General features: G+C 63.8%; 28 protein-coding genes. 6 read left to right on the top strand and 22 right to left on the bottom strand.

Translation table 11 applies throughout. The features are described 5' to 3' along the window. Positions 1 to 56: 56 nt before the first annotated feature. The 10 genes from NL115_RS16760 to NL115_RS16715 form a co-directional block, all read right to left on the bottom strand. Positions 57 to 1,169: a tyrosine-type recombinase/integrase gene (locus tag NL115_RS16760; protein ID WP_254830475.1), complete on the bottom strand. Its 1,113-nt coding sequence runs from the start codon at positions 1,167 to 1,169 to the stop codon at positions 57 to 59. Further along, entirely contained in the window at positions 1,162 to 1,656 is a 495-nt protein-coding gene (locus NL115_RS16755) for a hypothetical protein (protein ID WP_254830474.1), read from the bottom strand. The genes NL115_RS16760 and NL115_RS16755 overlap by 8 nt, the downstream gene beginning before the upstream one ends. Continuing rightward, on the bottom strand, positions 1,653 to 2,090 hold the full coding sequence (locus NL115_RS16750) for a hypothetical protein (RefSeq protein ID WP_254830473.1): 438 nt from the start codon (positions 2,088 to 2,090) through the stop codon (positions 1,653 to 1,655). The genes NL115_RS16755 and NL115_RS16750 overlap by 4 nt, the downstream gene beginning before the upstream one ends. Continuing rightward, positions 2,077 to 2,262 (bottom strand): hypothetical protein, encoded by a 186-nt coding sequence (locus NL115_RS16745; RefSeq protein ID WP_254830472.1) that lies wholly within the window; start codon positions 2,260 to 2,262, stop codon positions 2,077 to 2,079. The genes NL115_RS16750 and NL115_RS16745 overlap by 14 nt, the downstream gene beginning before the upstream one ends. 139 nt (positions 2,263 to 2,401) lie before the next feature. After that, positions 2,402 to 2,617, bottom strand: coding sequence for a hypothetical protein (locus NL115_RS16740; protein ID WP_254830471.1), 216 nt, complete (start codon positions 2,615 to 2,617; stop codon positions 2,402 to 2,404). A 162-nt stretch (positions 2,618 to 2,779) separates the two neighbouring features. Then, positions 2,780 to 3,049, bottom strand: coding sequence for a DUF8136 domain-containing protein (locus tag NL115_RS16735; RefSeq protein WP_254830470.1), 270 nt, complete (start codon positions 3,047 to 3,049; stop codon positions 2,780 to 2,782). Positions 3,050 to 3,282: 233 nt separating this feature from the next. Then, a complete protein-coding gene (locus tag NL115_RS16730) occupies positions 3,283 to 3,477 on the bottom strand; it encodes a hypothetical protein (protein WP_254830469.1) in 195 nt (64 codons plus the stop codon). Next, the gene (locus tag NL115_RS16725) at positions 3,474 to 3,992 is read right to left on the bottom strand and encodes a hypothetical protein (protein WP_254830468.1); all 519 of its coding nucleotides are present in this window, start codon (positions 3,990 to 3,992) and stop codon (positions 3,474 to 3,476) included. The genes NL115_RS16730 and NL115_RS16725 overlap by 4 nt, the downstream gene beginning before the upstream one ends. A 435-nt stretch (positions 3,993 to 4,427) precedes the next feature. After that, the gene (locus NL115_RS16720) at positions 4,428 to 6,971 is read right to left on the bottom strand and encodes a phage/plasmid primase, P4 family (protein WP_254830467.1); all 2,544 of its coding nucleotides are present in this window, start codon (positions 6,969 to 6,971) and stop codon (positions 4,428 to 4,430) included. 166 nt (positions 6,972 to 7,137) lie between these two features. Further along, the gene (locus tag NL115_RS16715; protein WP_254830466.1) at positions 7,138 to 7,425 is read right to left on the bottom strand and encodes a hypothetical protein; all 288 of its coding nucleotides are present in this window, start codon (positions 7,423 to 7,425) and stop codon (positions 7,138 to 7,140) included. 579 nt (positions 7,426 to 8,004) lie between these two features. On the opposite strand from NL115_RS16715, the gene NL115_RS16710 reads away from it, so the two are divergent. Both NL115_RS16710 and NL115_RS16705 read left to right on the top strand, forming a co-directional pair. Further along, positions 8,005 to 8,895 (top strand): hypothetical protein, encoded by an 891-nt coding sequence (locus NL115_RS16710; protein WP_254830465.1) that lies wholly within the window; start codon positions 8,005 to 8,007, stop codon positions 8,893 to 8,895. Beyond that, positions 8,870 to 9,160: a phospholipase D-like domain-containing protein gene (locus tag NL115_RS16705; RefSeq protein ID WP_254830464.1), complete on the top strand. Its 291-nt coding sequence runs from the start codon at positions 8,870 to 8,872 to the stop codon at positions 9,158 to 9,160. Before NL115_RS16710 ends, NL115_RS16705 begins: the two co-directional genes overlap by 26 nt. A gap of 4 nt (positions 9,161 to 9,164) precedes the next feature. Here the strand turns inward: NL115_RS16705 and NL115_RS20655 are convergent, their stop codons facing one another. The 8 genes from NL115_RS20655 to NL115_RS16670 all read right to left on the bottom strand — a co-directional run bounded on the left by NL115_RS20655 (position 9,165) and on the right by NL115_RS16670 (position 17,437). Beyond that, positions 9,165 to 9,296 (bottom strand): hypothetical protein, encoded by a 132-nt coding sequence (locus NL115_RS20655; RefSeq protein ID WP_286667029.1) that lies wholly within the window; start codon positions 9,294 to 9,296, stop codon positions 9,165 to 9,167. A gap of 60 nt (positions 9,297 to 9,356) precedes the next feature. Further along, complete coding sequence (locus NL115_RS16700) at positions 9,357 to 10,358, bottom strand: alcohol dehydrogenase catalytic domain-containing protein (protein ID WP_254830463.1); 1,002 nt, start codon at positions 10,356 to 10,358, stop codon at positions 9,357 to 9,359. 88 nt (positions 10,359 to 10,446) lie between these two features. Further along, the gene (locus NL115_RS16695) at positions 10,447 to 12,147 is read right to left on the bottom strand and encodes a thiamine pyrophosphate-binding protein (RefSeq protein WP_254830462.1); all 1,701 of its coding nucleotides are present in this window, start codon (positions 12,145 to 12,147) and stop codon (positions 10,447 to 10,449) included. 92 nt (positions 12,148 to 12,239) lie between these two features. Further along, positions 12,240 to 13,568: an outer membrane protein assembly factor BamB family protein gene (locus NL115_RS16690; RefSeq protein WP_254830461.1), complete on the bottom strand. Its 1,329-nt coding sequence runs from the start codon at positions 13,566 to 13,568 to the stop codon at positions 12,240 to 12,242. A gap of 229 nt (positions 13,569 to 13,797) precedes the next feature. Beyond that, positions 13,798 to 14,220, bottom strand: coding sequence for a hypothetical protein (locus NL115_RS16685; protein ID WP_254830460.1), 423 nt, complete (start codon positions 14,218 to 14,220; stop codon positions 13,798 to 13,800). A 38-nt stretch (positions 14,221 to 14,258) separates the two neighbouring features. Next, the gene (locus tag NL115_RS16680) at positions 14,259 to 14,876 is read right to left on the bottom strand and encodes an HNH endonuclease signature motif containing protein (protein WP_254830459.1); all 618 of its coding nucleotides are present in this window, start codon (positions 14,874 to 14,876) and stop codon (positions 14,259 to 14,261) included. Positions 14,877 to 15,093: 217 nt separating this feature from the next. Continuing rightward, complete coding sequence (locus NL115_RS16675; protein WP_254830458.1) at positions 15,094 to 16,098, bottom strand: TIGR04024 family LLM class F420-dependent oxidoreductase; 1,005 nt, start codon at positions 16,096 to 16,098, stop codon at positions 15,094 to 15,096. Positions 16,099 to 16,651: 553 nt separating this feature from the next. Continuing rightward, on the bottom strand, positions 16,652 to 17,437 hold the full coding sequence (locus NL115_RS16670; RefSeq protein WP_254830457.1) for an SDR family NAD(P)-dependent oxidoreductase: 786 nt from the start codon (positions 17,435 to 17,437) through the stop codon (positions 16,652 to 16,654). Between the two features lie 165 nt (positions 17,438 to 17,602). Between NL115_RS16670 and NL115_RS16665 the strand changes: the two genes are divergently transcribed. Together NL115_RS16665 and NL115_RS16660 are read left to right on the top strand one after the other, a co-directional pair. Further along, positions 17,603 to 18,604: an MBL fold metallo-hydrolase gene (locus NL115_RS16665; RefSeq protein ID WP_254830456.1), complete on the top strand. Its 1,002-nt coding sequence runs from the start codon at positions 17,603 to 17,605 to the stop codon at positions 18,602 to 18,604. A gap of 92 nt (positions 18,605 to 18,696) precedes the next feature. Continuing rightward, entirely contained in the window at positions 18,697 to 20,352 is a 1,656-nt protein-coding gene (locus NL115_RS16660) for a rhomboid family intramembrane serine protease (protein WP_254830455.1), read from the top strand. Between the two features lie 26 nt (positions 20,353 to 20,378). Here NL115_RS16660 and NL115_RS16655 read toward each other — a convergent pair whose 3' ends face one another. Then, positions 20,379 to 21,011, bottom strand: a complete 633-nt coding sequence (locus NL115_RS16655; RefSeq protein WP_350355256.1) for an METTL5 family protein — start codon at positions 21,009 to 21,011, stop codon at positions 20,379 to 20,381. A gap of 180 nt (positions 21,012 to 21,191) precedes the next feature. Between NL115_RS16655 and NL115_RS16650 the strand changes: the two genes are divergently transcribed. Both NL115_RS16650 and NL115_RS16645 read left to right on the top strand, forming a co-directional pair. Further along, positions 21,192 to 21,587 (top strand): universal stress protein, encoded by a 396-nt coding sequence (locus NL115_RS16650; RefSeq protein WP_254830453.1) that lies wholly within the window; start codon positions 21,192 to 21,194, stop codon positions 21,585 to 21,587. 43 nt (positions 21,588 to 21,630) lie between these two features. Next, positions 21,631 to 21,909 carry a DUF7553 family protein gene (locus NL115_RS16645; protein WP_254830452.1) on the top strand — a complete coding sequence of 93 codons (279 nt, stop codon included), beginning with the start codon at positions 21,631 to 21,633 and terminating at the stop codon, positions 21,907 to 21,909. Between the two features lie 111 nt (positions 21,910 to 22,020). Here NL115_RS16645 and NL115_RS16640 read toward each other — a convergent pair whose 3' ends face one another. From NL115_RS16640 to NL115_RS16630, 3 genes are all read right to left on the bottom strand, one after another. After that, positions 22,021 to 22,494 (bottom strand): redoxin domain-containing protein, encoded by a 474-nt coding sequence (locus NL115_RS16640; protein WP_254830451.1) that lies wholly within the window; start codon positions 22,492 to 22,494, stop codon positions 22,021 to 22,023. 247 nt (positions 22,495 to 22,741) lie between these two features. Beyond that, entirely contained in the window at positions 22,742 to 24,022 is a 1,281-nt protein-coding gene (locus NL115_RS16635) for an ornithine cyclodeaminase, nickel-pincer nucleotide-dependent (protein WP_254830450.1), read from the bottom strand. A gap of 87 nt (positions 24,023 to 24,109) precedes the next feature. Next, the gene (locus tag NL115_RS16630) at positions 24,110 to 24,424 is read right to left on the bottom strand and encodes a DUF8036 family membrane protein (RefSeq protein WP_254830449.1); all 315 of its coding nucleotides are present in this window, start codon (positions 24,422 to 24,424) and stop codon (positions 24,110 to 24,112) included. Positions 24,425 to 24,476: the final 52 nt, after the last annotated feature.

The raw sequence follows: 24,476 nt of genomic DNA, 5'->3' as shown, positions 1-24,476 counted from the left end.
CCGATGCCGTAATCAGGCACTATCAAGACGCCCACGATATGCTGGAATCGTAAGCGTCACACCCGCAACTTGAAGATATTCTCCCGATACAGATCCTCAATATCCTCGAAGTAGGTGTGAATATACGTCTCAATCGCACCCGGCGGGCCGTCGTCGGCCTTCCGTGAGGTTGTGTCCCCGCGCATATACTTCACCAACTCCCGGTTGGCCTCCTCTTCGACCGTCCAGAAAGTGGTGAAGTAGTGCCGGCCATAGTGGCTTGTGACCGAGCGATACTGCTCCGTCTCTGCATACTCCGGGTGGAAGGCTTGTTTCCAAACCCGGTTGACGGCCTTCTTCCCCATCGGTTCGTTGTGGTCTTTCGAGAGGAACAGATTGGCCGCTCCCGTATCCGGCCGAATCAGTAAATACCGGAGCAGCACCCGCCGGGTTTCGTCATCCAGCGGGAGAACGCGCGGCCGGCGCGACTTGTTGCCCTCACGGTCGCACGGGATATACACAACGTTCTGACGGCCTTCGAGCATCCGGTGCGTACCTAACTCCGTATAGTGGTCGTTGGCCTCACTGTTGCCGAGAGCGATTTCTGAAAGCCGTATGTTAGCCAACTCGGATGCCCGAAGCCCCAGCTTGAGTTGCAGAACGATAATCGCCCGGTCCCGAACGTGGGTCACACCCTGGATGACCTCTCGCAACTCCTCACGCGGAATCCGGCGCACTTCTTTCTCTTTGGGAGCCTCGAAGTTGGTCTTTGACCGGGCCAACTCCACCGGGTTGTAATCCTCCGGGTGGGGAAACGTCGGGTCGGCCTGCCAATACTCATAGACAGAGGCCAACTTCCGAAGTTTCTCCTTGACGGTATCAGGGTGGTTGTCTTTCTCCTCTAGCTCATACCGAGCGAATTGCTTGACGTGAGACTCATTCGGGCACGCCGGATGCCGACCCATTCGGTCCATGTGCTGCTCCCAATGCCGAAACATGGCTTCGTAGTGGGCCAGCGTGTTATCCGCAATATCTCGCGTGCGGATTACTTCGTCAATGAAGATCTCGAACGGGTCAATATCCATCCGCTCGAAGGTGCCGGCGTATTCGGCAAGTGGGTCCGTCTCTTGCCCGAACGCGGCTGCTAACGCTTCCCGCTGTGCATCGGTATCGCTGGGTGTCTCACTCATCCCATGTCCCTCCTTTTCGGTTGCCGCCGGACAGTTTCATATTCCAAATCTCTCGGGAGAGGGGATACTCCGTCACGGCCATCCAGAACGGGTGGTAAACGTGCGGATAGTCGGTGTGGCCCTGCATCCAGGTATAGAAGCCCTCAATGCGAATCCAATACTCATGGCACACCGTATGCAGTGACGCATTGGAGTGAAGATCCTCACACCACTGTTCTACGTCGGCCGGCGTTGCGAGGGCATGGTGTCGCCCCCGTGAATCCATGTATTCCTTCCACCGCCGGCCCGCCCGGTCTACGCCCTCATAGAATTGCTGTGAGGCATCTGGATAGCGTTCATACAGCGAGGCATCCAGATACTCTTGCCATGCATCCCGCCCGTCAAAGGCCGTTGCACTCTGCTCAAGACGGTATCGCTGGGGCACTTCGGATAGTGATTTGAATACCCCCATCCGGTCGTTCGGGTTAGCCGACAAGCCACGGCTCATGATTCTCCCTCAATCGGGTGGAACCCACCGTCACGAACGGCTATCTCGGTGCCTTCCAACTCCTCAATGTGCTGGTTGACTCTCCCTGGCACCGTATCAATCACATGGCGGATTACAGCATCAATATCCGCGCCGGGGTTGGCTTCAATATAGTCCACAATCTCCCGGCGTTCGGATTGATATAGCTGCTCTTCCAGGGACTCAATCCGGTCCCGTGCATGGGATAACTCCTCTTTCAGATCGTTCCGCTGTTGCCGCAATTCATCGGCGGATTCGTCACGGTCCACCGTTGCCTCGAATTTCTTGTGACCGGCTTCGGTCATGGCCTGGATGTATTCGCTTAGGCTCATGTCCATAGCCTCGGCCCGACGCTTCCACTGTTGATGCTGTTGCTCCGTGAGATACGTCGCTACGTGTTGCCTATTCGTACTCATTACAAACCACTTCTCTCAATTCCTCTAACAGCTCTGGATGATGCTCCTCAAGCACCTCCACATCTGTTTCTAATTCAGCAATCCGGCTCCGTACCCGGTGGACGGTCTGATACCGTTTTGAGTCGGATACTTCCTCCTCGCCGGAGATTCGGTCACGATCTGCCGTCGTCATAATCGCGCGGTATTGTCCCACGCGAGTTGGTGCCCTGGGCATCCACTTCTACATTGGCTCCTATGCAAAGTTAATACTTTGCTTTGTAGCAAAGGTTTGCTATGGCGGAAATCAGTGACGGCAGGAGAGCCGAATCGGACTAATCCTCTTTCGCCGTCAAGTCGTCAATGAACACTTGCGGAATCCGATGAATCTCGCCCGCTTCGTTTTCGTATAGATTCCGCTCTTCGTCAACTGCCGACCAATTCGGTGTTAAGAACCCAGCTAACGTCTCTACCTCCGGATACTCCCCTGTATACGTCTCTTCTAACTCATCAACCTCTTCGGCTATCTCGCGTTTGGACTTGCGGGTCATGACTCATCCGGCGCGAGAGCGTCACGCCATGCGTCCCCCAACTCATCCTGGGGCGGGTCCGGGTACTCATCCGAGAAATACTGCTCAATCGCACCCACACTATCGGGTACGGCTTGACTCTCGGTTCGCTCTTCAATCTCCGTCGCTATCTCTCGCTTTGACTTACGGGGCATCGGGATCCTCCTCAAGAGCCTCAAGTCGCTCGGATAACTCCTCTAAGTCCCGGTCATTCTGTAACTGCCGATGCACGTTAGCTGCATAGGCCAATGCCCGAATCCACTTGATTCGGACTTTCTCATTCTCGGCATCGTACACTCTGCCCTCTTGCACCTTCCGGTGGGCTTCTCGAATCCCATCCTCCAACAGCGATAGGATCTCGTCACGGTCGGGTAACTCGGCTCCCCCGCCTGCGCTCGCGTTGTCCGCACTCATGCCCACACCCCCAGGGGTGAATCACTCAAACTATGCTCTGCAACCGTCTTAGTGCTTGAATCGTTACGCATTGTGCAAATTGCCTGTTGCTTAGTTACGGCTTCTCGCCTAGTCGTAATCCCGGCCAACACGGCTGCCGGGGCACGAAAAATGAAAGTCGCAATCCTGCGGCCAAAGAGTGAGAACGAGCTTACTACCTCGCGGGTGGTCCATCCCGGTCATCGGCAGGTGGGTTACAGTCGCTCCAGTTTCGCTTTCGCCGCCTCGTAACTGTCCGCCCCGACTAACTCGGCCACGTCGTCTTTGAGTGACTCCGGCGGGTCCCGAAGCGTGTCAATGTCCTGTGCAAGAGCCTCGGCCTTCTCCAGATCCTCGAAGCGGCCTTGCTCTTCCAGCGCGTTCTTGAGGGCTTCCGAAAGGTCCGTCATACAGTCACCTCGCTGTGGTCGCGGACGAACTTCGCAAACTTGTCCTGAAGTGATAGGTTGGGGAGTGCCCGCAGGAAGCCGGCTTCATCCTCGTACCCGTTGGCCTGGAGTGCCTCGTACACTTGCATCGCGCGAATCTTCTTGTCGTTTCGCGGCTGGTCCGATTCAGGATCGAAGCCTCGCTCCGGGGCCATGTCGTACTCCCCGGGCCGCTTACTCCGGCTTTCCAGAAACTCCCGGCAAAGGTCCGTCGTGGCCCAATCGCACCGCTCGCGTTCGGCCGCTTCAACCTCACTCTCCGTGGGTGCCTCACCAACGAAACTCATCCGGCTGTTGGTATCCACGATGTAGTGGGCCGAGTCCGCACGCGCAACCTCAATGGTCCCGCCGCGCTTGTCCTCGAAGCCCTCAATCTCGTGGGCCTCACCTGTAACGGGATCCTTGACTTTGCCAGCCGATAATTTACACTCGATACGGTACTGCTCGGTCTTACCGCTCTTAGTTTTGCTACTCATGAGTTAGCAATCGCCGCAATCAGGTTCCTCGCCGGGTTACCGGGTCATCGGCGTCTCAATCAACTACTCCTCTTTGCGTGCCTCACGGCAGATAACCGTCAACAGGGACGGGAGATCCACCGTATACAGCACCCCAATAATCACTATCGCCAGCGTGCCGTTCGCTTCACCAATTAGGACAAGTGTGCCAATCAGGAACGATGCCACCAACTGCTCGCTCGGTGCCAAATCGGGTAGTGTGAGATTCATTGATTTCGCCGGTTTTGAAGCCTCTATCCACAGGGTAACGACGTAACGGCCTTGACGACACCAATTACACAGGTGCACGCACATACCCACGCCCGCGTTAGATATGACTAAGGTCGTTACGTCGTTACCTTGGACGCTTATCGCCTGAATCGCCAGTTTATGGCGTTTAAGCAAATAGGGTCATCGTTACCCCAACTGTTCCTGATTCGATTCTTGCCGGGGGTCGTCGTAGCGGACATCCACGTTGGCCGCTTCAACTGCTTCGGCCCGTGGCTTAACGCCGCTAAAGACTCTCGTGTTATCGCCTGTGATTCGCTTTGATTGCTTGTCGCTAATCCCGCTGTAGCTCTTCAGATCCTCAGTAAACCCCTGTTGACTGTCCCAGGGGCTATCCATGTCAACTTGTTCGGCATACGCCTGCGCGAGATTGAGCATATCCTTCTTGTGCGTAATCACGTCAGAGTCATCCACTACTTCGAGGCAATTGTGAACGAAGCGATCCGTGACGTTGCCGAAGGCATCACAGATTGCTTTCTTGTCTGTGATAGTCCGTTCACCCGTGAATTTGCCCTGGTCCATCAACCGTCGCAACCCGTCAAGCATCCAGTTGAGAATCCCGCTGCGTTCCTCTAACAGCCGGTCGTGATAATCCGTCTCCTGCTCTGATTCAGGGATCGTGTTGGGGAATTTCACGAACAGGCAACGATTGTAGAAGGCTTTATCGGCGTTCTTGACGGTCGGAATTGTGTTAGTGGCATAGACGAATTTCTGGTAGACCGGGAACTCGAACTTATCCTGATTCTTGAACTCTGCCGTGATGGTATCACCACCGCCGGTTAGCTCTTTGAACCGTTCGACGTTCTTGAGGGCACCTGCGGTCACTTCGTCGCGCACGTTCGCAACTGATTCATAGAGTCCTGCGGGACCCCATCGGCCATCAACTAAGTCGCCTAAGGCTTCGTGTGCAACGTTCTCTGTGCCGAGAACGTTCTCTAATACTTTGATAGCGGTGCCTTTCCCGCTATCAGTCGGGCCTAACAGGAATAGCGCCTTGCCAAAAGGCTGGCTGTGGTGCCAAAGGGTATAGCCGAAATATTCCTGCAAACGCTTTCGGTCTTGTTCGTCACGGACGCACCGTTCCAGATGGTCTAGCCATAGGTTCGGGGCCGGCGCGTCAGGGTCGTATTCGGCGTTTATCTGCCGAATTGCGTAATGCTCCCGTTCAAGTTCCTCCAGTTGCGGCCCATCACGTTCGAGCAGGTGAAGTAAGCCATTCGCAACCGCAACCGTCCCGTCAGGCGCTCCTAATGCCTCTCGCCGGACTTGCGTTCGTTCACGGGATCGCACTTCCTCTTCTAACTCACCTACTATATTCGAGGAGTGTGCCGACTGAAGCGCCTGCCGACTGTATTCACGTAATTTTTGCTCCCCATTCTTTCGCCAAATTCCGTCGTTATACCCACGAAGTTCGGTTGTAGCCCCTTGGTTGTCTTTTACAGCTCTCACGTCATCGCGGCCGACAGTATTCATCACCTGCCATACGTAGGTTGCAGCCTCGGACTTTCGCAAGTCATGGACAGTCGGGTTATCTTTCGGGTCATCAGCGCGTTCTAATCGGCCATGCGGGTCGGCTAATGCCGCCTGAATAACGCCACTTGGCGAGAGCGAAAGCGAATCAGTTGACTCCTCTCCTCTATCGCCGCCAGGGGTGGGGTTGGAGGCCCGCATATCACCGTCCGCACGCCGTTGCGGAAGCGTTTCCGTGTTCTCGTCACTCCCAACCTTTCGTTTAGCCTTCTGCCATGTCCGACGCCAATAGTCATCGGCTCCGTCGTTCGTGTCTACCTTCGATTGAGAGTTATTCGCCAGCAGTCGGTAGGCTTCGGACTCATCCACGCCATGCTCAATCATTCGGCAGCAGACATGGAAATCCGATTCACTCCGGTCGTCGCTTCCGTGCATCAGGTACCGCCTGATGTTGGAGTAGTGTTCTGCGACGGCACGCGCATGGCTCTCGTCGCCATCTATCTCCGGCGTGCCATCGGTCACATCGGAAACCTCACCCGCTTGTGACGGCTCTTCGTCGCTCTCATCGGCCCGCAATACGGTGAACAACTCCGCGAGCGAGATTTCAGCAATCGGGCGGTCGTCCGCAATCTCATACCGACCGCCATCCGGCTTCGAGCAGTCGTCGCACCACTCCTTATCACAGCCATCCAGTTGGCTGCCGGGGCCGACCACATACTGATTCTTGACGCGAATCTCGCCCCAGCTCATGTTGGGGTTTTTCGCACCTGCCACCGACTCAATCGCCTCGGGAACCGTAGGGTCATCCGGGTCAACTAATGACGTGAGGATCTCGGGCACTTCTCCCGGGAGACAGTAGTACCGATGGCCGCCAGTCACGCCGTCCGTGTGTGGCGACTTGACCGTTAGCGTCTCCGGCAACTCATTGACCGCTTCGAGGGCTTCGTCATCGGCGTCGTCATCATAGTCGTCAATGTCTACGTCAATGAGCCAGCGGTCGTTCTCGGGGCTTCCGCCGGCATAGACGCCATAGTTCCCCTGGATTGAATCGAAACTACTCACACGGTTGCGTGCGTCCGTGTGTTTAACCTTAGACGCCTTGCTACCATCCTCCACCGGAATGAACCGAGAGTCCGCTGAGCCCACTTCGGCCAGCCGTTGCCGGAGGATCTGACGGTCGGATTCGCTTACCGTCGTTGCCATCTAAATCACCCCGTAGCTTTTCGCGTGGGTCCGGCAGAGAGGCACGCCGTCGTGATACACTACCGCTTGTTTCCAGTCACGGGCACAGAACAATCCGAAAGTGTTACCCGTCACGGAATCGTTATAACGACTAGACGGCCCCCAACCGTCTCCGTCTTCCTCTCTCTCATTCATCTTCTACTAGCACCTGCACCTCGCCGTTCTCAATGTGATAGCGCACGCGGTCGGCACCGGCAACGCCCAACTCTCGAAGCTCCTCACTCCCGAGGAAGAGAGCAGCACCCACAACCTCGCCGCCGGCCTGGTGAACCGTCGCTCGTGGTTTACCGTTCGATGCAACTCCTCGCTGATTCGTTTGCTTCATTAGTATAATCAGATATTCATAGAACGCAGGGCCGTTCCCTGCGCTAATCTCGCCCGGATACAGTGGCTCGGTTTGGTAGCTCGGTGCCACTGCCGGGCGTTCTATAAACTCAGTCGTCAAGCAGGCGAGTAACCACCGTATCGAATGACTCGCCCGGCTTTTCCTTTCTCGAATTGAGCTGTTGCCAATTCTCTCGGCTAATCTCAATCGTTGTAGTGTTTCTTGTGCTCATGATTAGGTTGTAATCGTAAAATCTCTGAAACACGAAACCAACTTAGCCCCCTCTCCCGGATGGATTCGAGGGCTACGTCTGCTAAGGTTTAGTCGAGCGGCCACGGGCGTCACTCCGTCCTCACATAGCGCGGTTTGTCTCGCACCTGTGGGGTAGCATCGACTGAACCTAGTTTGGCCAGGCGTTTGCATATACACTCGTTCCCTACCCTCCGAAAAGCGATTCATCGACGACCAACCAACCAGCACACTACCTACGGGGACCGAGGGGCGGCCACGGAGACGGTGGCCCGGTTGATCTCGGCATTGCCGGCCGCCTCGTTGCCCCAGGGGGTTTCCTGAGGCCAGTCGCACCCCGTCGCAGGGAGCTTCCTATGCATTCCTAAGCGCCATACCCACCAAAGTCTTTATAACGATATTGTCCGTATATGCGGACACATGGCCACCCCTCCCACAGGTAATGAACGTGATGGCGGATTCCTGCAGAAGAATGAACGTGCCTATCTGGCGGATAGTGACTGCTATCCTGTCGAATATGCTGATGACTTTTCAGGTGAAAATGCGAAGGCTAAGTCTCGCATCAAGAACGAGGTGACGAGCATCGAGGGGATGCGTAGTGTCCTCTTTGGGATGACTGTTGACCTCCGCGCTATCCAGCTTTTCATGTTCCGAGATGAATCAATAGACTCGAAGCAGTGGTCAACACAAACTCTGCCCGCGGTCCAATCTGAACTAGAACAACTCCGAGACGCCGTAGATTCGCTAATCGAAATCGCAGAGAATGACAATCTACAATCGGAGTACGAGGAGCTACAAGACGCAACCTCACACCTGTACGAAAACGTTGACCGGGCGACTGCCGGATTCAGTAGTGGTGTCGTCCGTGCTAAAGCGAACAATAGAGGCCTTGGAGCCGATACAATCCGGAGCGAATTTGAGAAGCGAAAAGAACAACAGGAGGGACTAATGGCCATCATTAACAACGGAGGAGGCCCGGAGATATTGGAGCACATTGCCGAGAATGGGCCGTGCTCGCTCTCTGGACGCCGGATTAATGATAAGGAGGCGTGGGGTTCCTTCGCTTACCGCGAGTTCGTAGACCGTGGGTTAGCTACCCGAGAAACTGAAAACGTTGCTGTCGGCAATGATGTAGAGTATGAACTAACGGACGCAGGGGAAAGGGTCGTTCAGACATGGCAACAACTCAAGCAAACTACTGCTGTCGAAATGGAAAGAGAGGCAAACCCGAAGGCGAGCGACAGGGAATTAGTCCGTAATGCCCTCCACTTCCACTTTGATCTAAGTGGAGGCCCAATCTACCCGTTCTGATATTAACAGATTCCGAATCTGCTGGAACAACCACTCGGTCCGGGAGAACCGCGAGGTCGCGCTCGCGCTACGGAGCGAGGGTGCAGCGCGCTACTTCGGGCGCGTCTTCCGGGCGGACTGGCGCGGCGGCGCGTGGCGGCTCCCGGTCGGGCTGCTGGTCGCGCTGGGTGCTGCCGTAGGGAGTGGACTGTGGCTGGCCGGTCGGTTCGAGTTCGAGCAGCGCTCGGGAGCGAGCGTCGGCGAGAACGAGCGGGTCGGCTGGTGACTGTTCAGATGGCGAGGAAGATGGCGTACGGCACGACGAACAGCAGGACGAACATCGCCAGGAGGATGACGGTGTAGCTGACGAGCGTCCCGGCGGCCGTGAACCAGGTCGGGTGGTCGAAATCCTGGAGGTTCATACCCCAGCCTGCGTGCGGGAACGCTTCAACCTACCGTCTCGCAGGCGTTCGGTCGGCGGGTCACGGCCTCAGTACGGCCCGGGTCTCGACATCGCCCGCGCGCAGGCGGTCCAGGGTCGCCTGCAGGTCGTCGAAGCCGACGGGCTCGGTGCGTACGTCGAGGTCGCCCCGGCGCGCGACGGTCAGCACCTCGCGGAGTTCGGGCACGCTCCCCCACTGCACCGTCCGGTAGGTCAGCTCCTGGCCCGCAAGCGGGTTCCACGAGAAGTCAATGGCGCCGCCCCCGATACCCGCGAGGACGAGGTGGCCGCCGACGCCGAGCGCGTTGGAGGCCCACTGGAGGGTGTCGTCGGCGCCGACGAAGTCGAGGACGGCCGTCACCTCCCCGGCTGCCACGCTGCTGATGGCCGACGGGACGCGCGCCTCGCTGGCGTTCACGGTCGCGTCCGCGCCGAGTTCGACCGCGCGGTCGAGTTTCGTCTCGTCTACGTCGACCGCGACGACCTGTGCACCGGTCATCGCGGCGAACTGGACGCCGAACTGCCCGAGTCCACCGATGCCGATACAGACGACCGTATCGGCCGGCGTCAGGTCTCCCGCCTGCCGGACCGCGCGGTACGGCGTGAGTGCGGCGTCGGTCAGCGGCGCGGCCGTCTCCGGGTCGAGCCCGTCCAGTGGGAGCACGTACTTCTCGGTCGGCACCCGAAGGTACTCGGCGTAGCCGCCGTCGTTCCCGATGCCGAGCCAGTTCGAGAGGTTGCAGAGCTGGTCTTCGCCCCGGTCACAGACGGCACAGGCACCACAGCCCCAGCCACCGAAAACAGCGATATCGGTCCCTTCCGCGGTCGAGACGCCGTCGCCGGTCTCGACGACCGTGCCGGCGACCTCGTGCCCGAGCGTCGTCGGGCGGGGAATCGGCAGGTCACCGTCGAGCAGGTGGAGGTCGGAGTGACAGACCCCGCAGGCGGCGACCTCGACCAGTAGCTCGCCGGGGCCGACGTCCGGTCGCTCGATATCCTCGATACGTAATCCGTCACCGGGATGGAAGCGTGCAGCACGCATGGACGCGGGTTCCGGGGTAGCGGCGAGAAGCTGTGGCCTCCCATGCGGGGACGGTTCTTGTCGCGCGGTCGGACCGAGCCGGGAGCCGTCAGTCGTGGACGAGGATGTCCAGCACGTCCGGACCGTCGGCGTCGAGCGCCGCCTCCAGCGCCGGGGCGATCTCCTCGGGCGTCTCGACCAGCCGGCCCCGAGCCCCGTGGCTCTCGGCGTTCTTCGGGATGTCGACGTGCGGGTCGAAGTCCATCCCGACGAACTCGTAGTCCTCCTCCGTGCCGCCCATCATCTCCAGCGTGTTGTCCTTGAGGATGCGGTAGTTGCGGTTGTCCGGGACGACGACCGTCAGGTCGAGGTCGAGCGCCGCCGCGGTGTACATCGAGTTGGGGTAGTAGAGGTAGGAGCCGTCGCCGATGTAGCCGATTACGTCGCGCGGGTCGTCGGTCTGCTCCTCGGCGAGCGCGGCGCCGACGCTGGCGGGGAGCCCGTAGCCGAGCCCACCACCCTTCGTCGCAACGAACGACTCGGGCTGCAGCTCGTAGCGCGTCAGCAGCGCGAACTTCGAGGTGACACCCTCGTCGACGATGTGGGTGTTCTCCACGTCGAGCACCTCGCTCATCGTGTCCACGAGGTCGGCCTTCGAGGCGCGCGTGTCGCCCTCGGGCGTCGGGTCCTCGCCGAGTTGCTGCATCGTGCCCGCCAGCATCTCCTTCGTGTTGACGACGTTATCGACACGCTCCTGTCGAGTCTCCTCGTCGAGCCGGTCCTCGAGTTTCTCGGCGAGCTGGGTCATCACGCGTCCGGGGTCGCCCAGGACGCCGGCGTCGACGTGGTAGTTCTTCCCCAGTTCGTGGGCATCCGGCGTGACGTGGATGGCCGTTGTGTCCTCGTCCAGCAGTGGGCTCTCGTGTTTGAGCAGCGTCGTGTGCGTCGAGCAGCCGACGAACGCGATGGTATCGGTGTCCATCAGCATCTTCGCGATGTTCTCGCCGGTGCCCACGAAGGAGACCCACTGTTCGTGGTCGGTCGGGAAGTTGGCTTCGCTGGCGAGAATCTCGCCGTGGACGCGCGCGCCGCTTGCCTCGGCGAGGTCGACCGCTGCCTCCACGGCGTCGCGTCCGGCACGGGCGACGTGGTCACCCAGCACGAGCACGGGCTCGTCGGCCTCGACGAGCTGGTCGGCCGCCCTGTCGATCTGCGTCGGGTCGCCCGCACCGGCGTCGGGAATCTCGCCCAGCTGGAGCGGGTCGTCGTCTGTCTCCTCCATCATGACGTCGACCGGGAGGCCGAGGAAGACCGGCCCCGTCGGCGGCGTCAGCGCGGTCCGCATCGCGCGACGCAGGAGCAGCGGCAGTGCGTCGATATCGGTCACCTCGGCCGAGTCCTTGCAGAACTGGTCGACGAGCTGCTCGAGGTCACCGTCCAGCAGCGGCTCCTCGTGGCGGAAGTCGAGCTCGTGGTTGCCGGCCGTGACGACCAGCGGCGCGCCGGAGAACTCCGCGTTGAAGATGTTCCCGGTCCCGTGGGCGAGGCCGGGCGTGATGTGGAGGTTGACGACGCCGACCGGATTCACCGAGGGGTCGTGGTGTGCGTGGTAGCGGCGCGTCTGGGCGTAGCCCGCCGCCATCCCGACCGCGATATCCTCCTGCAGGCCGAGGACGTACTCCAGGTCGCTGTGCGAGAGGGCCTCCATCACCGGAAGCTCGGTCGTGCCGGGGTTGCCGAAGACGTGTTCGACGCCGTACTGTTCGAGCGCGTCCACGAACAGGTCCGCGCCGGTGTAGTCATCGCTCATACCCCGCTGGGGGGACGCTGCACTGAAGTAGTTACCCCCGTGGGTCGGGGCACGTTTATCCCACGACGGCGGCGTGATGTCGGGCGCCGTACTCAGGAGAGCGCGACCAGCCGCTCGCGGACGACATCGCCGTCCGCCTGTCGGTCGGCGACGACCGTCGCGTACACCGACCCGCCGGCGGCGACCAGTCCGGAGACGTGGTCATCGAATCCGAGCGACCAGCGCCGACTACCCGATTCGAGACCGAGGGCGACCACACCGCCGTGACCCGCGCCCGTCCGTTCGATATCGCGGTCGTGCGTCACGGCGAGGACGGTGTCGCCCGCCCCGGCGAGTTCGGTCACGCTGTGGTCGAGCGACCGGGTCCACTGGATATCGCCGCCGTGGTCCAGCGCCAGCACCTGCCGGTCGCCCAGCCCGGTGATGACGAGGTCGTCGGTCACGACCGGCGGCACGGGTTCGCTCACGGGGTCGGGCGCCTCGCGGCGCTCCTCGCCCGGGGCGCGGTCCGGGGGCGAGGCCACCGACCACCGCTCCTCCCCGGTCGAGCGGTCGAGCACCCGGAGGGCCCCGCCCGCGCGGTCGTCCCTGTTCGTGGCCGTCGCGAACACCAGCGAGTCGGAGACGGCCGGCGAGTGGTAGTAGCGCGGGCCGACGAGACTCGAGTCCGGTGGTTCCTGCCACGTCCGGGCGGCCTGCCGGTCGGCGTGTGCGGGCGTGTCGCCGTCCGGGTCCTGCCACGGCCACTCCCGGGCGGTCGCGGTCAGGTCCAGGGCCGCGACGGCGAACGCCGTCGCGACGTAGGCGGTGTCGCCGACGACCGCGGGGTTCGCGCGGGCCTCGTGGCTGGTCGCCCACCGGCGCTTCCCCGTCGCGTCCAGCGCCGAGAAGTAGCCACCGTACTCCAGGTAGAGGCGCCCGTCGGCGACGGTCCCGCTCGCGGTGTTGGCGCCCTCGCACGGGTCCCCCCGCCACGTCTCCGCGCCCGTGGCGAGGTCGACACCGAACGCGCAGTCCGGACCGGTGACGTACGCCCGCTTCGCGCCGAGCGTCGGTGTCGGATAGCCCCACGGTTCGGATTCCGAGCGCCAGACCGTCTCGCCGTCTGTCGCACGAAGTCCGACCGTGTACTCGCGGTTCTCGGTGCCGGTGTTCAGGACGACTCGCGTCCCGCGGACGACGGGGTCGTGGCAGAACAGGAACTCGCGGGACCAGCGCGGGGTCGGCTCGCTGGCGGGCGGGGAGGCGCCCACGTTGTACCGGGAGTTCCGCTGGTCGTAGCCGTCCGTGGGCCAGTCGTCGGGGCCGGGCGTCGCGTCGGGGAGCGGGACGGAGTCGTCGTCGGCCAGCGCCGAACAGCCGGCGAGACCGGCCGCCGCGGCGACGGCACCGCTCCGCAGGAGGGCGCGTCTGGAGGGCATCGACGCGACGTTGCTAGAGCGACGGCAAGTGTCTTACCCTCCGTTCGCCGGGGCCAGGATGATTGCCAGGCAACGGTTCGCCTATCTTCCAGAATTCTGTTGTGTCCAATATTCTTATTTCTGCCCCATATTGGTTATCATCTGGAATTTGAATTTCCTCGGCGTTTTCACTGGGTACAGTCCGGTCAGATTATCGGGACGAATCGAAGTCCGAAGACGGGCAGGAACCCTAGACCCGACGACGCACAGACGAGGAGGCCAGTGATCTCCGGGCGGGTGACCGGCCGGGGGGGCGGTCGCTGCCACCGATCAACGCCACCGTGACCAGCGTGGCGGCGGCCCCCAGCGCCACACCGACGATGAGGAGCCCCATCGCGGTGAGCAGTACCTGTCTCACGGACCCGATAGGCAGGAACGCGGCGAGGAGCGCCAGCGCGGGTGCGGCCGTCAGTGCCAGCCCCGGGAGCAGACCGCCGACAACGGCGGTCTGTGTGGCAGTGGCCGCCGCACCCAGAAGCACCAGATAGCTCGCCGCAGGGGCGGAGTTCGCGACCGTGGCGACCACGAGAAGTCCGAGGCCGGCACCAGCAGCGAGCCACCGGTCGGCGCGGTCATGGGACTGACCGAACAGCACCGTCGAGCGGTTGGGCACGCTCGAGCGCCGGTAGCATCAAGTAATAGGCTTTTCTCTCAGTCGTCGGTCAGAACCGGAGTCACGATTCGCCGTGTGTAGGCTTCCACCCGGCGGTGGCACGCCGGACAGAGTGTCATCAGAAGTTCACTGGCATTGCAGCCACCGGCCATCACAGGGACGATGTGATGTACGGCTAGTGCTCTACCATCGCCCGTCTCCGTGGTTCCACAGGCCTCACACGACTCCTCTCGTTCGCGTTCCGCAATTGTCTCCCAGGGCTCGTCTCCAATCTGCTGGCGCACGGCTGACCTGATTGCTGTCCCACCGGTCCAGACGGGATTATCGCTCCCACGCTGTGCCTCTGACCGCCATTTACCGAGGCACGTCGAACTGCAGAACGAGCGCTCGTACTTCTCGACCTGATCACGCCGGCGCTCGAACTCATCACCACACTGATGGCAGGAGACAGTAACTGGTCCACCCTTCCACTTGGGCGTCGCCGAACCCGTCCAATTCTCCTGCCGCCAGGCACCCTTACAGTCGAGATCGCTGAAAATCCGTTCACGGTTTTCGATAGCGTACGGTTTCCGGCGCACCAACGAGCCACACCAGTCACATTCTACTTCCATTCCAGCGATGCTCTCACCGTGTGCCTTCGTGTGGTGAACCTTCATTGCACTCTCCGAGCCGAAATCGTCTCGGCCGCAGGTCGGACAGATCGTACTCTCGGTACCGTTTTCATCGTCGCTTTCTAATCCGGACATGCTTCTCACTCCGAGAAGCGCGAGTTCGGTGCTTCCACCACCGGACTCTCACGAGTCGCTCGCGCTCCACGCGTTCTGGATGCCCGATCAATTAAAAATTCAAGCCGGGCAGAGTGAAACTGGAACGTTACTCCGGGGCCAGCGCCTCAACGGTCGCGATAATCTCGTCCATCGACGCGTCCCTTGGGAACGATACCGACACACGGTCCACACAGTCCATCGACTCCCACTCGTTGACGCGCTCGCGGCACTCATCCGGTGTCCCACCGACAGCGATGGTATCGAGGAAGCCTTCGCCGATTCGTGACATCGCTTCCCCCCGATTGCCTGCCTGCCAGTCATCGTATATACCGTGCGCGAGCTCTTCGTGTCCCTGCCTCGCGAGACTGTCGCGGTAGTAGGTACCCATCGCGCCCACGTAGAACGCTACGTGCTGTTTCACGGCTTCTCGCGCGCGTTCTCGGTCCTCCAGCGCCATGCAGGTCAGCGACAGCGTCACCTGGCCGCCGTCAGGGTCCTTGTCGGCCAGTTCGCGGCCGTGCCGGAAGTCCTCGTAGCGCTCGGCGAGGCCGTCCTCGGTGAGCATCAGGGCGTGCCAGCCGTCGGCGAAGCGTCCGGCGAGTTCGACCGCTTTCGGACCCATCGCGGCCGTGTCGATGGGCGGCTGCGGGTCCGGCGGGTCACAGCGCAGGCGGAAGCCGTCGAGGTCGAAGTACTCGCCGTCGTAGGAGACCTCCTCGCCGGAGAGCACCTGCTTGACCACGTCCACCGTCTCGCGGGTCCGGCGGAGCGGGTTGCCGAAGTCCATCCCGTGCCAGTTCTCGATGACGATGGGGCCCGACGGTCCGAGCCCGAGCCGCAGGCGCCCCTCGGCGACCTCCTGCAAGGTCGCAGCGGTCATCCCGATGAGCGCCGGGGAGCGGGAGTAGACCGGCATGATGGAGGTTCCGATACCGATATCCTCGGTCCGCTCGGCGATACTGGTGAGGACGACGGCGGCGTTGCGGCCCCAGGATTCGGGAAGCCACGCGCGGTCGTAGCCCATCTCCTCGGCGGACTGGGCCTGCTCGACGAGCGCGTCGACGGACGGCTGGGCGGCGACCGGCAGGAAGACGTCGCGGTTGGTTGCCATGTCCGTACCCCTCGCGGCTGGTTCTTGAATCCGACGCCGGACTGGTGTTCGAGTGGGCCCGTTTCGGTAGCTGTAGGGGACGTAGTTGGAGGGAGGTGTAGTCAATATCTCCCTGGAAGGAACCACCTCGGAAGCCCCTGGCCGCTCGACCGGCCGGGCCTCGCTGCGCTCCTCACGTCGCTCCCTTCGGTCGCTCGTTGCGGTGCTTGCGTCGGCCGGGCCGGGTCGAGGCGGCCAGCCCCTTCCATTCCCACCCGAGATTGTCCGTTCCACGGGGCGCACACACCGAGCTAGCATGGTGTGGGCGCGACCTCGGAAAACCACACCGGGCGGGACTGAAAGGGGCCGCGGGCTGAGCGGTCCCCCGGCGAAGTAAGGACCGCAGGGCTCATCTGGAGCCCGAGGACCGCAGCGAGCCGCGGGACCCTCAGCCCGCGGGGGCTTTCAACAGGAGGTCGTCGGCGCTGTTATCCACTCCCCAGGTCGGTAATCACGCACCACCAAGCCACCAGAGCGCCTGCAAACCGATAGCCACGAGATGTGGCGCCCCGGCTCAGATGTTCGAGTCTTCGAGCGGCGGGACACCCTGGGCGGTGATGGTCTCGCCGACGATGTAGGAGGAGGCCTCGCTGGCGAGGAACTGGGTGAGGTCGGCGATCTCCGCGGGCAGGCCCATCTCCTTGTCGATGTCCTCGCGGTCCACGTCCGCGGGGTTGATGCCCATCTGCGAGGCGACGCCGGCCGTGCCGACGAGCCCCGGCGCGATGCAGTTCACCCGGATATCGTGGGGTGCGTAGTTCGCCGACAGCGAGGCGGTCAGGTTGACCACGGCGGCCTTCGCCGCGCCGTAGTGGCTCATGTACTGCGAGCCCTCGGTCCCGGCGACGGAGGCGAAGTTGATGATGGTGCCGCCGTCGTCCTGTTCCTGCATCTGCTGGCCCGCGACCTGCGCGCCGTGGAAGGTGCCGTGGAGGTTGATGTCGACGATGGTCTTCCACCCGTTCTCGGAGATGTCGTCGAACCCGGCCATGAACGAGGCGCCGGCGTTGTTTATCATGGAGTCGACGCTGCCGAACTCCTCGACGGTGGCCTCGACGAGCGCCTCGACGGACTCGCGTTCCCGAACGTCGCACTCGACGGCGATGGCCCGACCGGGGGCGTCGGAGTCGTTGATACCGTCGGCGACCTCTTCGATGGTCTCCTGGGACCGGCTCGTGACCACGACGTTCGCGCCCTCGTGGGCGAACTGCTCGGCGGTTTCCCGGCCGATACCCTGGCTCGACCCGGTGATGATGACGTTCTTGCCCTCGACGGAGAACCGCTCGTTGACGTTTACCATTGGTAATTGCAGGTGCGGTGTTTTCACCAACCGTAAATAAAGGTGCGCCATGCACCGCCGGGTGTGCAGAGATGAGATGTCCCTCGAAGCGCCGATTCCGGGACGTAGAAGCGCCCTGTTCCGAATAACGAATGCTTATCCGACTGCGTCGTCAGTTTCCAACGAATGAGCGAGAGTCGCCTGCGCGCCGGGACAGCCTCCGTCGGGCGCGTCGAGTTCGAGGTGGAGTTCCCGCCCGGGCACGTCGCCTGCTACGTCGTCGACGCCGGCGTCCCGGTCCTCGTGGACGCGGGGATGCCGGACGAGCGTGGACTGGGCGGCCACGACGAGGCGTTCCGCGAGGGGCTAGCCCGTCACGGCTACGAGGTCGCGGATATCGAGCACCTCGTCGTCACGCACCCGCACGTGGACCACATCGGGCAGGTTCCGGCCGTCCTCGAGGCGGCCGACCCGACGGTCCACGTCCCGACCGGCGTCCGGGAGCGGTTCGCGAGGGATGCCGACGCGCTCGCCCGCCGGGTCCGCGAGAACGCCACTATGGCAGGGCTCTCGGGCGACCAGCTCGAGGACGCGGTCGACATGGCGCGCGAGTCACTGGAACGGGACCGCTCGTTCCTCCCCCCGACCGCGGTCGACCACTGGGTCGACCCCGGCGAGACCTTCACCGTCGGCGACCTCGACCTGACCGCGACGCACACGCCCGGCCACCAGGCCGACCACCTCGTCTACACGGGCAGCCTCGACGGCGAGGACGCCCTCCTCTCGGGCGATGCCGGCATCCAGCCCTTCCGTCCGGTCGTCATCCACGACGGGCTCGACGACGGCTACCGCGGGGCGTTTGCAGCCTTCGTCCGCGGGCTGGACCGTCTCGACGACCTGAAGCCGGCGCCCGACCGTGTCTACCCCGGCCACGGCCCCGTCCACGACGACCTCCCGGGCGTGGTCGAGCGCCACCGCGGGTCGCTGGAGCGCCGGCTCGACGGCGTCCGCGAGCAGGTCGCCGACGGCGTCCGCACGGTTCCGGGCGTCGCGATGGGCATCGCCGGCGACGACCGGAGCGTCCGCTACCTCCTCCCCGAGGCGATGAGCGCGCTGGCCCACCTCGAATCCGAGGGCGAGGTGGTCGCGACCGTCGAGGACGGTGTCCGCTACTACGACCAGGCGTGAGCTCGATATCGGGGCAGCAGGCGCGTTGGCGTGCGGGTGGCGGCCACGGTCGAACCCCCGTCAGTTAATCCGCCGGCCCCCGGAGGACACGTATGGCCGCCGTACCGCCCGTCGTCTGGTACCTCGCCATCGCGGTCGCCGCACTCTGCTCCGCCGGTGTCTGCTACGCGCTCGCTCGCCCCGGGGGTCGCTGGGGGCGGCACCTCCGCTCACGGTTCGTCCTCGGCGTCCCCTGGGGAACGCTCGTCGTCGCGGCGCTGGTCCTGCTGTTCTATCTCGTCCCACAGGACGGACTGACACACTGGTTCCAGCCGCTGGTCATCCCGTACCGCGCGTGGTCGTACTTCTACCCGCTCGGTATCCTCTCGGCCGGGTTCGCCCACTCCGGGCCGGGGCATCTCGTCGGGAACCTGCTCGGGACGTTCACGTTCGGCGTCCTCGCGGAGTACGCGTGGAGCCACTTCCCCACGGCCCGGGGGAGCCAGTCGTTCCGGTCGCTCCGCGAGGACCCGCGGGCCCGTATCGCCGCCTTCGTCGCCGTGACGCTGTTCGCGGGCGTCTTCATGGGGGCGTTCTCGCTCGGGCCGGTCATCGGCTTCTCCGGCGTCGTCTTCGCGTACGCCGGGTTCGCCATCGTCCGCTACCCGGTCGGCACCATCGGCATCCTCCTCGCAGGTGACCTGCTCGGTCTCGTCTATCGGGCGCTCCGCAGCCCCACGTCGACCGCGACGCCGGGGCCCTCCTTCTCGTCGCCGTTCTGGGCCGAGATCGCCATCCAGGGCCACGCCATCGGGTTCTTCCTCGGCGTCCTGCTCGGCGCACTCGTGGTCGCTCGCCGCCGGCAGGGGGCCTCCCCAGCGCTCGTCTGGGCCGCGGCGCTCCTGTTCGCCGTCGACCGCGGCCTGTGGGCCGTCTACACCTACGGCGAGGGCGGGAGCTTCGTCCTCTACCGCGCCGGCGGCGTGGCGCTCCTGTTCCTCATCGCGGCGCTCGTCGCCAGCGGGGCCGGCGCGACCGCCCGTGACCTGATCTCCAGTATCGACCTCTCGCGACGGGAGGCAGCGCTCGGACTACTCCTGAGCGTCCTCGTCGCGCTCTCGGCCGTCGCGGTGCCGTACAACCTGCTCGCCATCGCCGACGGCGGAAGCGGCTTCGAGGACGATACCGGCGTCGAGGCCGGCGACTACACTGTCTACTACGCCGAGGATGCACCGGACCGGTTCGTCACCGCCTTCGACGTGCCCGGCGTGCAGACCTCGAACGTCACCGTCTCCGGCGCCATCGTGGTCAGCGAGCAACGCAACATCTGGTGGGAGACCGTCAGCGAACGCCGGCTCGCGTTCGACGGGACCCGACGGGTCGTCCTCGGTGGCCCCACCTACCGGCAGACGGTCGTCGTGAACCGGACCGGGTGGTCGGCCGTCGGCGGCCCGACGACCTACCGCGTCCGCCTGCGGGTCGCGGGCGAGCCGTGGCAGTTCGCCCACCGGTCCGACCCTGCCCGGGCCGGCCCGACCGTCGCCGGGCGGAACGTCTCCATCCACCCGCTCCCCGGGCGGGCGGACGACCCGAACGCGTTCGCGGTCAACGTCACGCGGGACGGCGAACGGCTCGGGCGCGCCCCCATCCCGGCGAACGGGACCCGCGTCGAGGTCGGCGGCCTCCGGGTCATCCGAGAGAACCGCGGACTGTACGTCGCACGGGACGGGACCCGTGTGCAGGTCGCGCGTCGAGAGAACTACAACTGAGCCGGCTTGGCGGGGGGCGGCGGCTGTCACGCCCCGTCGCGCCAGCGGATGCGGAACACCTCGGCGTCGACGACGCCGGCCTCCGTCTCGTGGTGGTCGAACTGGTGTGGGAGCTCCAGCTCGGCCTGGAACGCGTGGGTGACCTCGCCGTCGTTGTCAGCGACGAACGACTCGACGAACGACTCGCTCCCGGCGTTGTGGACCGAGTAGGAGACGCGTGCCACCTCGGCGGCGGTCTCGAGGAACGCGCGGTCGGCGTGTTCGTTGCCGTCCTGCGCGCCGAACGGCGGGTTCATCAGCACCGTACAGTCCGGCGGGCAGAGCGGGAGGCGGGTCGCGTCCCCGCGCACCCACGCCACGTCCGCGCGGGCACCCACCCGGCGCTCGTTCTCGCGAGCGGTCACGAGCGCGTCCGCGTCGAGTTCCACGCCGACGACGCGCGCCGGCGAGCGCAACGCCGCACCCAGCGACAGCATCCCGGTTCCACAGCCCAGGTCCAGCACGGTCTCGTCCTCGATGTCGCCCTGCAGGTCCGCGACGTGGACGATGTGTGCGGCCAGGTCCGGCGGCGTGTGGTACTGCTCCAGCGCCGCCACGGGGTCCTCGAACCCCGTGACGACGCCGAGTTCCTGCGCCAGTCGCCGCCGCGTCGCGGTCACGCTGGCCACCCGCCCGGTGTGGGGCGCATATCGGGCGGCAATTCCTGCCAGATATACAAATACGTTGCCGTATGCTCGGTGCGCATCCACGGGGCGCGTCGGCCCGGGTTGGCCCGGGTCGGTCCCGAGGCCGGTCAATCATCGCCCGTTTTTATATACCAGCCGCGAGTCACCCGAGGTATGACGCGCTATCTGGTCGGCGTGGACTCCAGAGAGACTGCAGAGCAGCTGGTCGACTACCTCACGGGTACCCTGACGGACGAGGACACGGTGTTCATCGTGAACTCGTTGCCCGGCGGCGAGGAGACGAGCGACAAGGACGTCATCGAGGGGCGTGAGGCTACGGAGTACGCCGAGGGCGAGCTCCCCAACGCGGAGGCCCACCAGCTCATCCGCGGCAACAGTCCGCAGGAGGACCTCGTCCAGTTCGCCGACGAGCACGCGGTGGACGAACTCGTCATCGGCATCCGGAAGCGGTCGCCGACGGGCAAGCTCGTGTTCGGCTCGACGGCACAGGACCTCCTCCTCGAGACCACGCGCCCGACCGTGGTCGTGCCGCTGACGGAACCGGTCTGAGGCGAGCGACACCGTTTTATCACCCTCGGCGGAACCGCAGTCCATGAGCGACGACCCCCGAGAGCACCTGCGCACCGCCAGCGACCGTATCGCCGAGGCCGCCGAGGCCGCCGAGGGCGACACGGCCGACCGACTGTCCGGGTTCGCCGAGCGCGTCGAGGGCTGGGCCGACCAGGAGAACGGCCCGGACCACGGCGCCCTCGCCAACATCCTGCTCAAACTCGACGACCTGGCCGACGAGGTGGGCGGCGACGCGGCCGAGACCATCCAGACGGCCCGCTCGGAGATCACCGAGTTCCGCAAGACCGTCGGTGGCGTCTGAAGCAACCGAAAAACACCCATAATCGCTATTTCTGCGATAGACGCGCGCCATAAGCCAGATGTACAGATTATTCGATGATTATATGTGCAACCCGGTCGCCCCTGGACGGCCCTACGCCGCTGCGACGGCGTCCAGCACCGCCTCGTAGTCCGGCTCGTTCGTCGGGTCGTCGGCCTCCCACGCGAACGTGACGGTGCCCTCGTCGTCGAGGACGTAGACGGCCCGGTTGGCGATGCCGTGCAGGCCCAGGTCACCGATGTCGATCTCGAGGTCGTACGCGCCGATGGCCTCCCGGGCCATGTCACTCACGAGGTCGAACTCCAGCCCGTGCTCCTCGCGGAACGCACCCTGTGAGAAGGGTGAATCGGCGCTGACGCCGAGCAGCGTCGCCCCCGCGGCCTCGAAGTCGTCGAGGTGGTTCTGAAGCGCGACCATCTCGTTGCGACACGGCGGCGTGAACGCGCCGGGGAAGAACGCCAGCACGACAGGTCCATGGCCGAGGACGTCGTCGAGGTCGAACGGTTCGTGGTCGCTGGTGCCGTACGTCGCGGTGAACGTCGGGGCGGTGTCGCCTTCGGTTGGCATCGTCTCCGCCGAGGACCCGCGAACGCAAAAGGCTGGCCGCGAACATCTTCCCGGCGTCCCGTCGACCGCCGCTCGAACAGCGGGTGTCTCGCGTCGCTCGCTGCCGTTCCCCCTCTGGGTCGCTGCTCCCCGCTCGGAAGCCGTGGGTCCTTGCCCTGCTCGGAAGCCGTGGGTCCTTGCCCTGCTCGGAAGCCGTGGGTCCTTGCCCTGCTCGGAAGCCGTGGGTCCTTGCCCCGCTCGGAACCGCTCACTCCCCGTCGAGAATCTTCTCGGCGAGGATGGGGACGAACGTCCCGATGTCGGTGACCATCCCGACGGCCTGCGCGGAGCCGCGGTCGAGCAGCTGGGTGACGGTGGCGGGGTTGATGTCGACACAGACCACCCGCGTCGTGGAGGGGAGGCAGTTCCCGACGGCGACCGAGTGCAGCAGCGTCGACAGCATCAGCACCATGTCGGCCTCGTGGGCCTGTTCGCGGATGGCGTTCTGTGCCTCGACGGCGTCCGTGATGGTGTCGGGCAGCGGACCGTCGTCACGGATGGAACCCGCCAGCACGTAGGGTCGGTCGTTCTCGACGCACTCGTACATCACGCCGGACTCGATGAGGCCGTCCTCGACGGCCTGCTCGATGCCGCCCGCGCGGATGACCTCGGAGATGGTGTAGATATGGTGTTTGTGGCCCTTCCGTGCGTGGTCGAGCGTCTCCGTGTTCATCCCGAGCGAGGTGCCGTAGAGGTCGCGCTCGATGTCGTGGACGGCGAAGCCGTTGCCGGCCGACAACATGTCGATATACCCCTCGCGGACGAGGCGAGCGAGCTCCTCGCGCGCGCCCGAGTGGATGAGTGCCGGCCCACAGACCGCGAGCACCTTCCCACCCTCGCGTTTGGTCTCGGTGATGGCGTCAGCCACCTTCTCGATGGTCGACTCGGACGGGCGTTCCGAGGAGACGCCGCCCTGCATGAAGCCGAAGGCGCCCTCGCTCCCGCGGGGGCGCTCGGGGGGTCGGACTCGGATACCGGCCTCGTCGGTGACGACGAGGTCGCCCTCGTCGATAGCGTTGAGCACCTTCGTGTACGCACGTGGCTCCGAATCCGCTCGCGGCTCGGCCGCCTCGCCGCTCGCGTCGGTGGCGCCACGCGCCACCCCCTCGACGACGACCGCACAGTCCATCTCGATGTCGTCCACGGCGAGCCATTCGCCGTCGACGCGGACCTCCGTCGGGTGGTTGGTGGTGGAGTAGAAGCCGGTCGGAACGACCTGGTCGTCGGGTGCAGGCGTCAGTTCGACGTCGTCCGGGTCGGCGGGATTGGCACCGTTCTGGTGGAGTTCGTGGACGATGGCCTGCAGCGTCCCGGGGTCGTCGGCGCTGACGGTGAGGAGCGCGTAGGAGGTCTCGGTCTTCGAGCGGCCGATATCGAACTCCTCGACGTCGAACGACCCACCCATGTCCATGATGATACCGAAGGCCGACTGCATCATCCCCGAGTCGATGATGTGGCCCTCCAGTTCGACCTCACGAGAGACCGTCATGCGCCGTGGGACAGGGGCTGGTGGCAAGTCGCTTGCGGGTGCGGAATCCCGGCGGCAGAAGGGAGAATGGCCTCGGTCGGGAGCGGTTCAGTCGTACGTGACCCAGGAGAGGAACGCGAGGCCGGCGAACTCCAGCGCACGGAACGCGGCCATCGCGGTCTGTGCCGGCGGCGGCACCTGCTCGGGGTTGCCGATCCACGCCGAGACGGTGGGGTCCAGCAGGAACAGGTAGGCGCCGAGTGCGTTCTCGCCGATGAGCAGAAGTGCGAACAGCAGGAGCCCGAAGGCGTGCTTCGAGCGCAGGTCCCACCAGTTTCGGCCCCAGACTGCGGCGAGACCCAGAAGTACGAACAGGTTCAGTACGGTTAGCAGGCGAACCACGTCGACGAGTGTTGAGGCCATTCTCTATGTCTACCGTTGCTTGTCCATGTCGCCGGGTATACGTTTTCCCAAA

Origin of the sequence: Haloglomus salinum (assembly GCF_024298825.1) — an archaeon.
Lineage (GTDB): Archaea > Halobacteriota > Halobacteria > Halobacteriales > Haloarculaceae > Haloglomus > Haloglomus salinum.
Note: the sequence above shows the minus strand (reverse complement) of the source record. Positions and strands in the feature narration are given on the sequence as shown.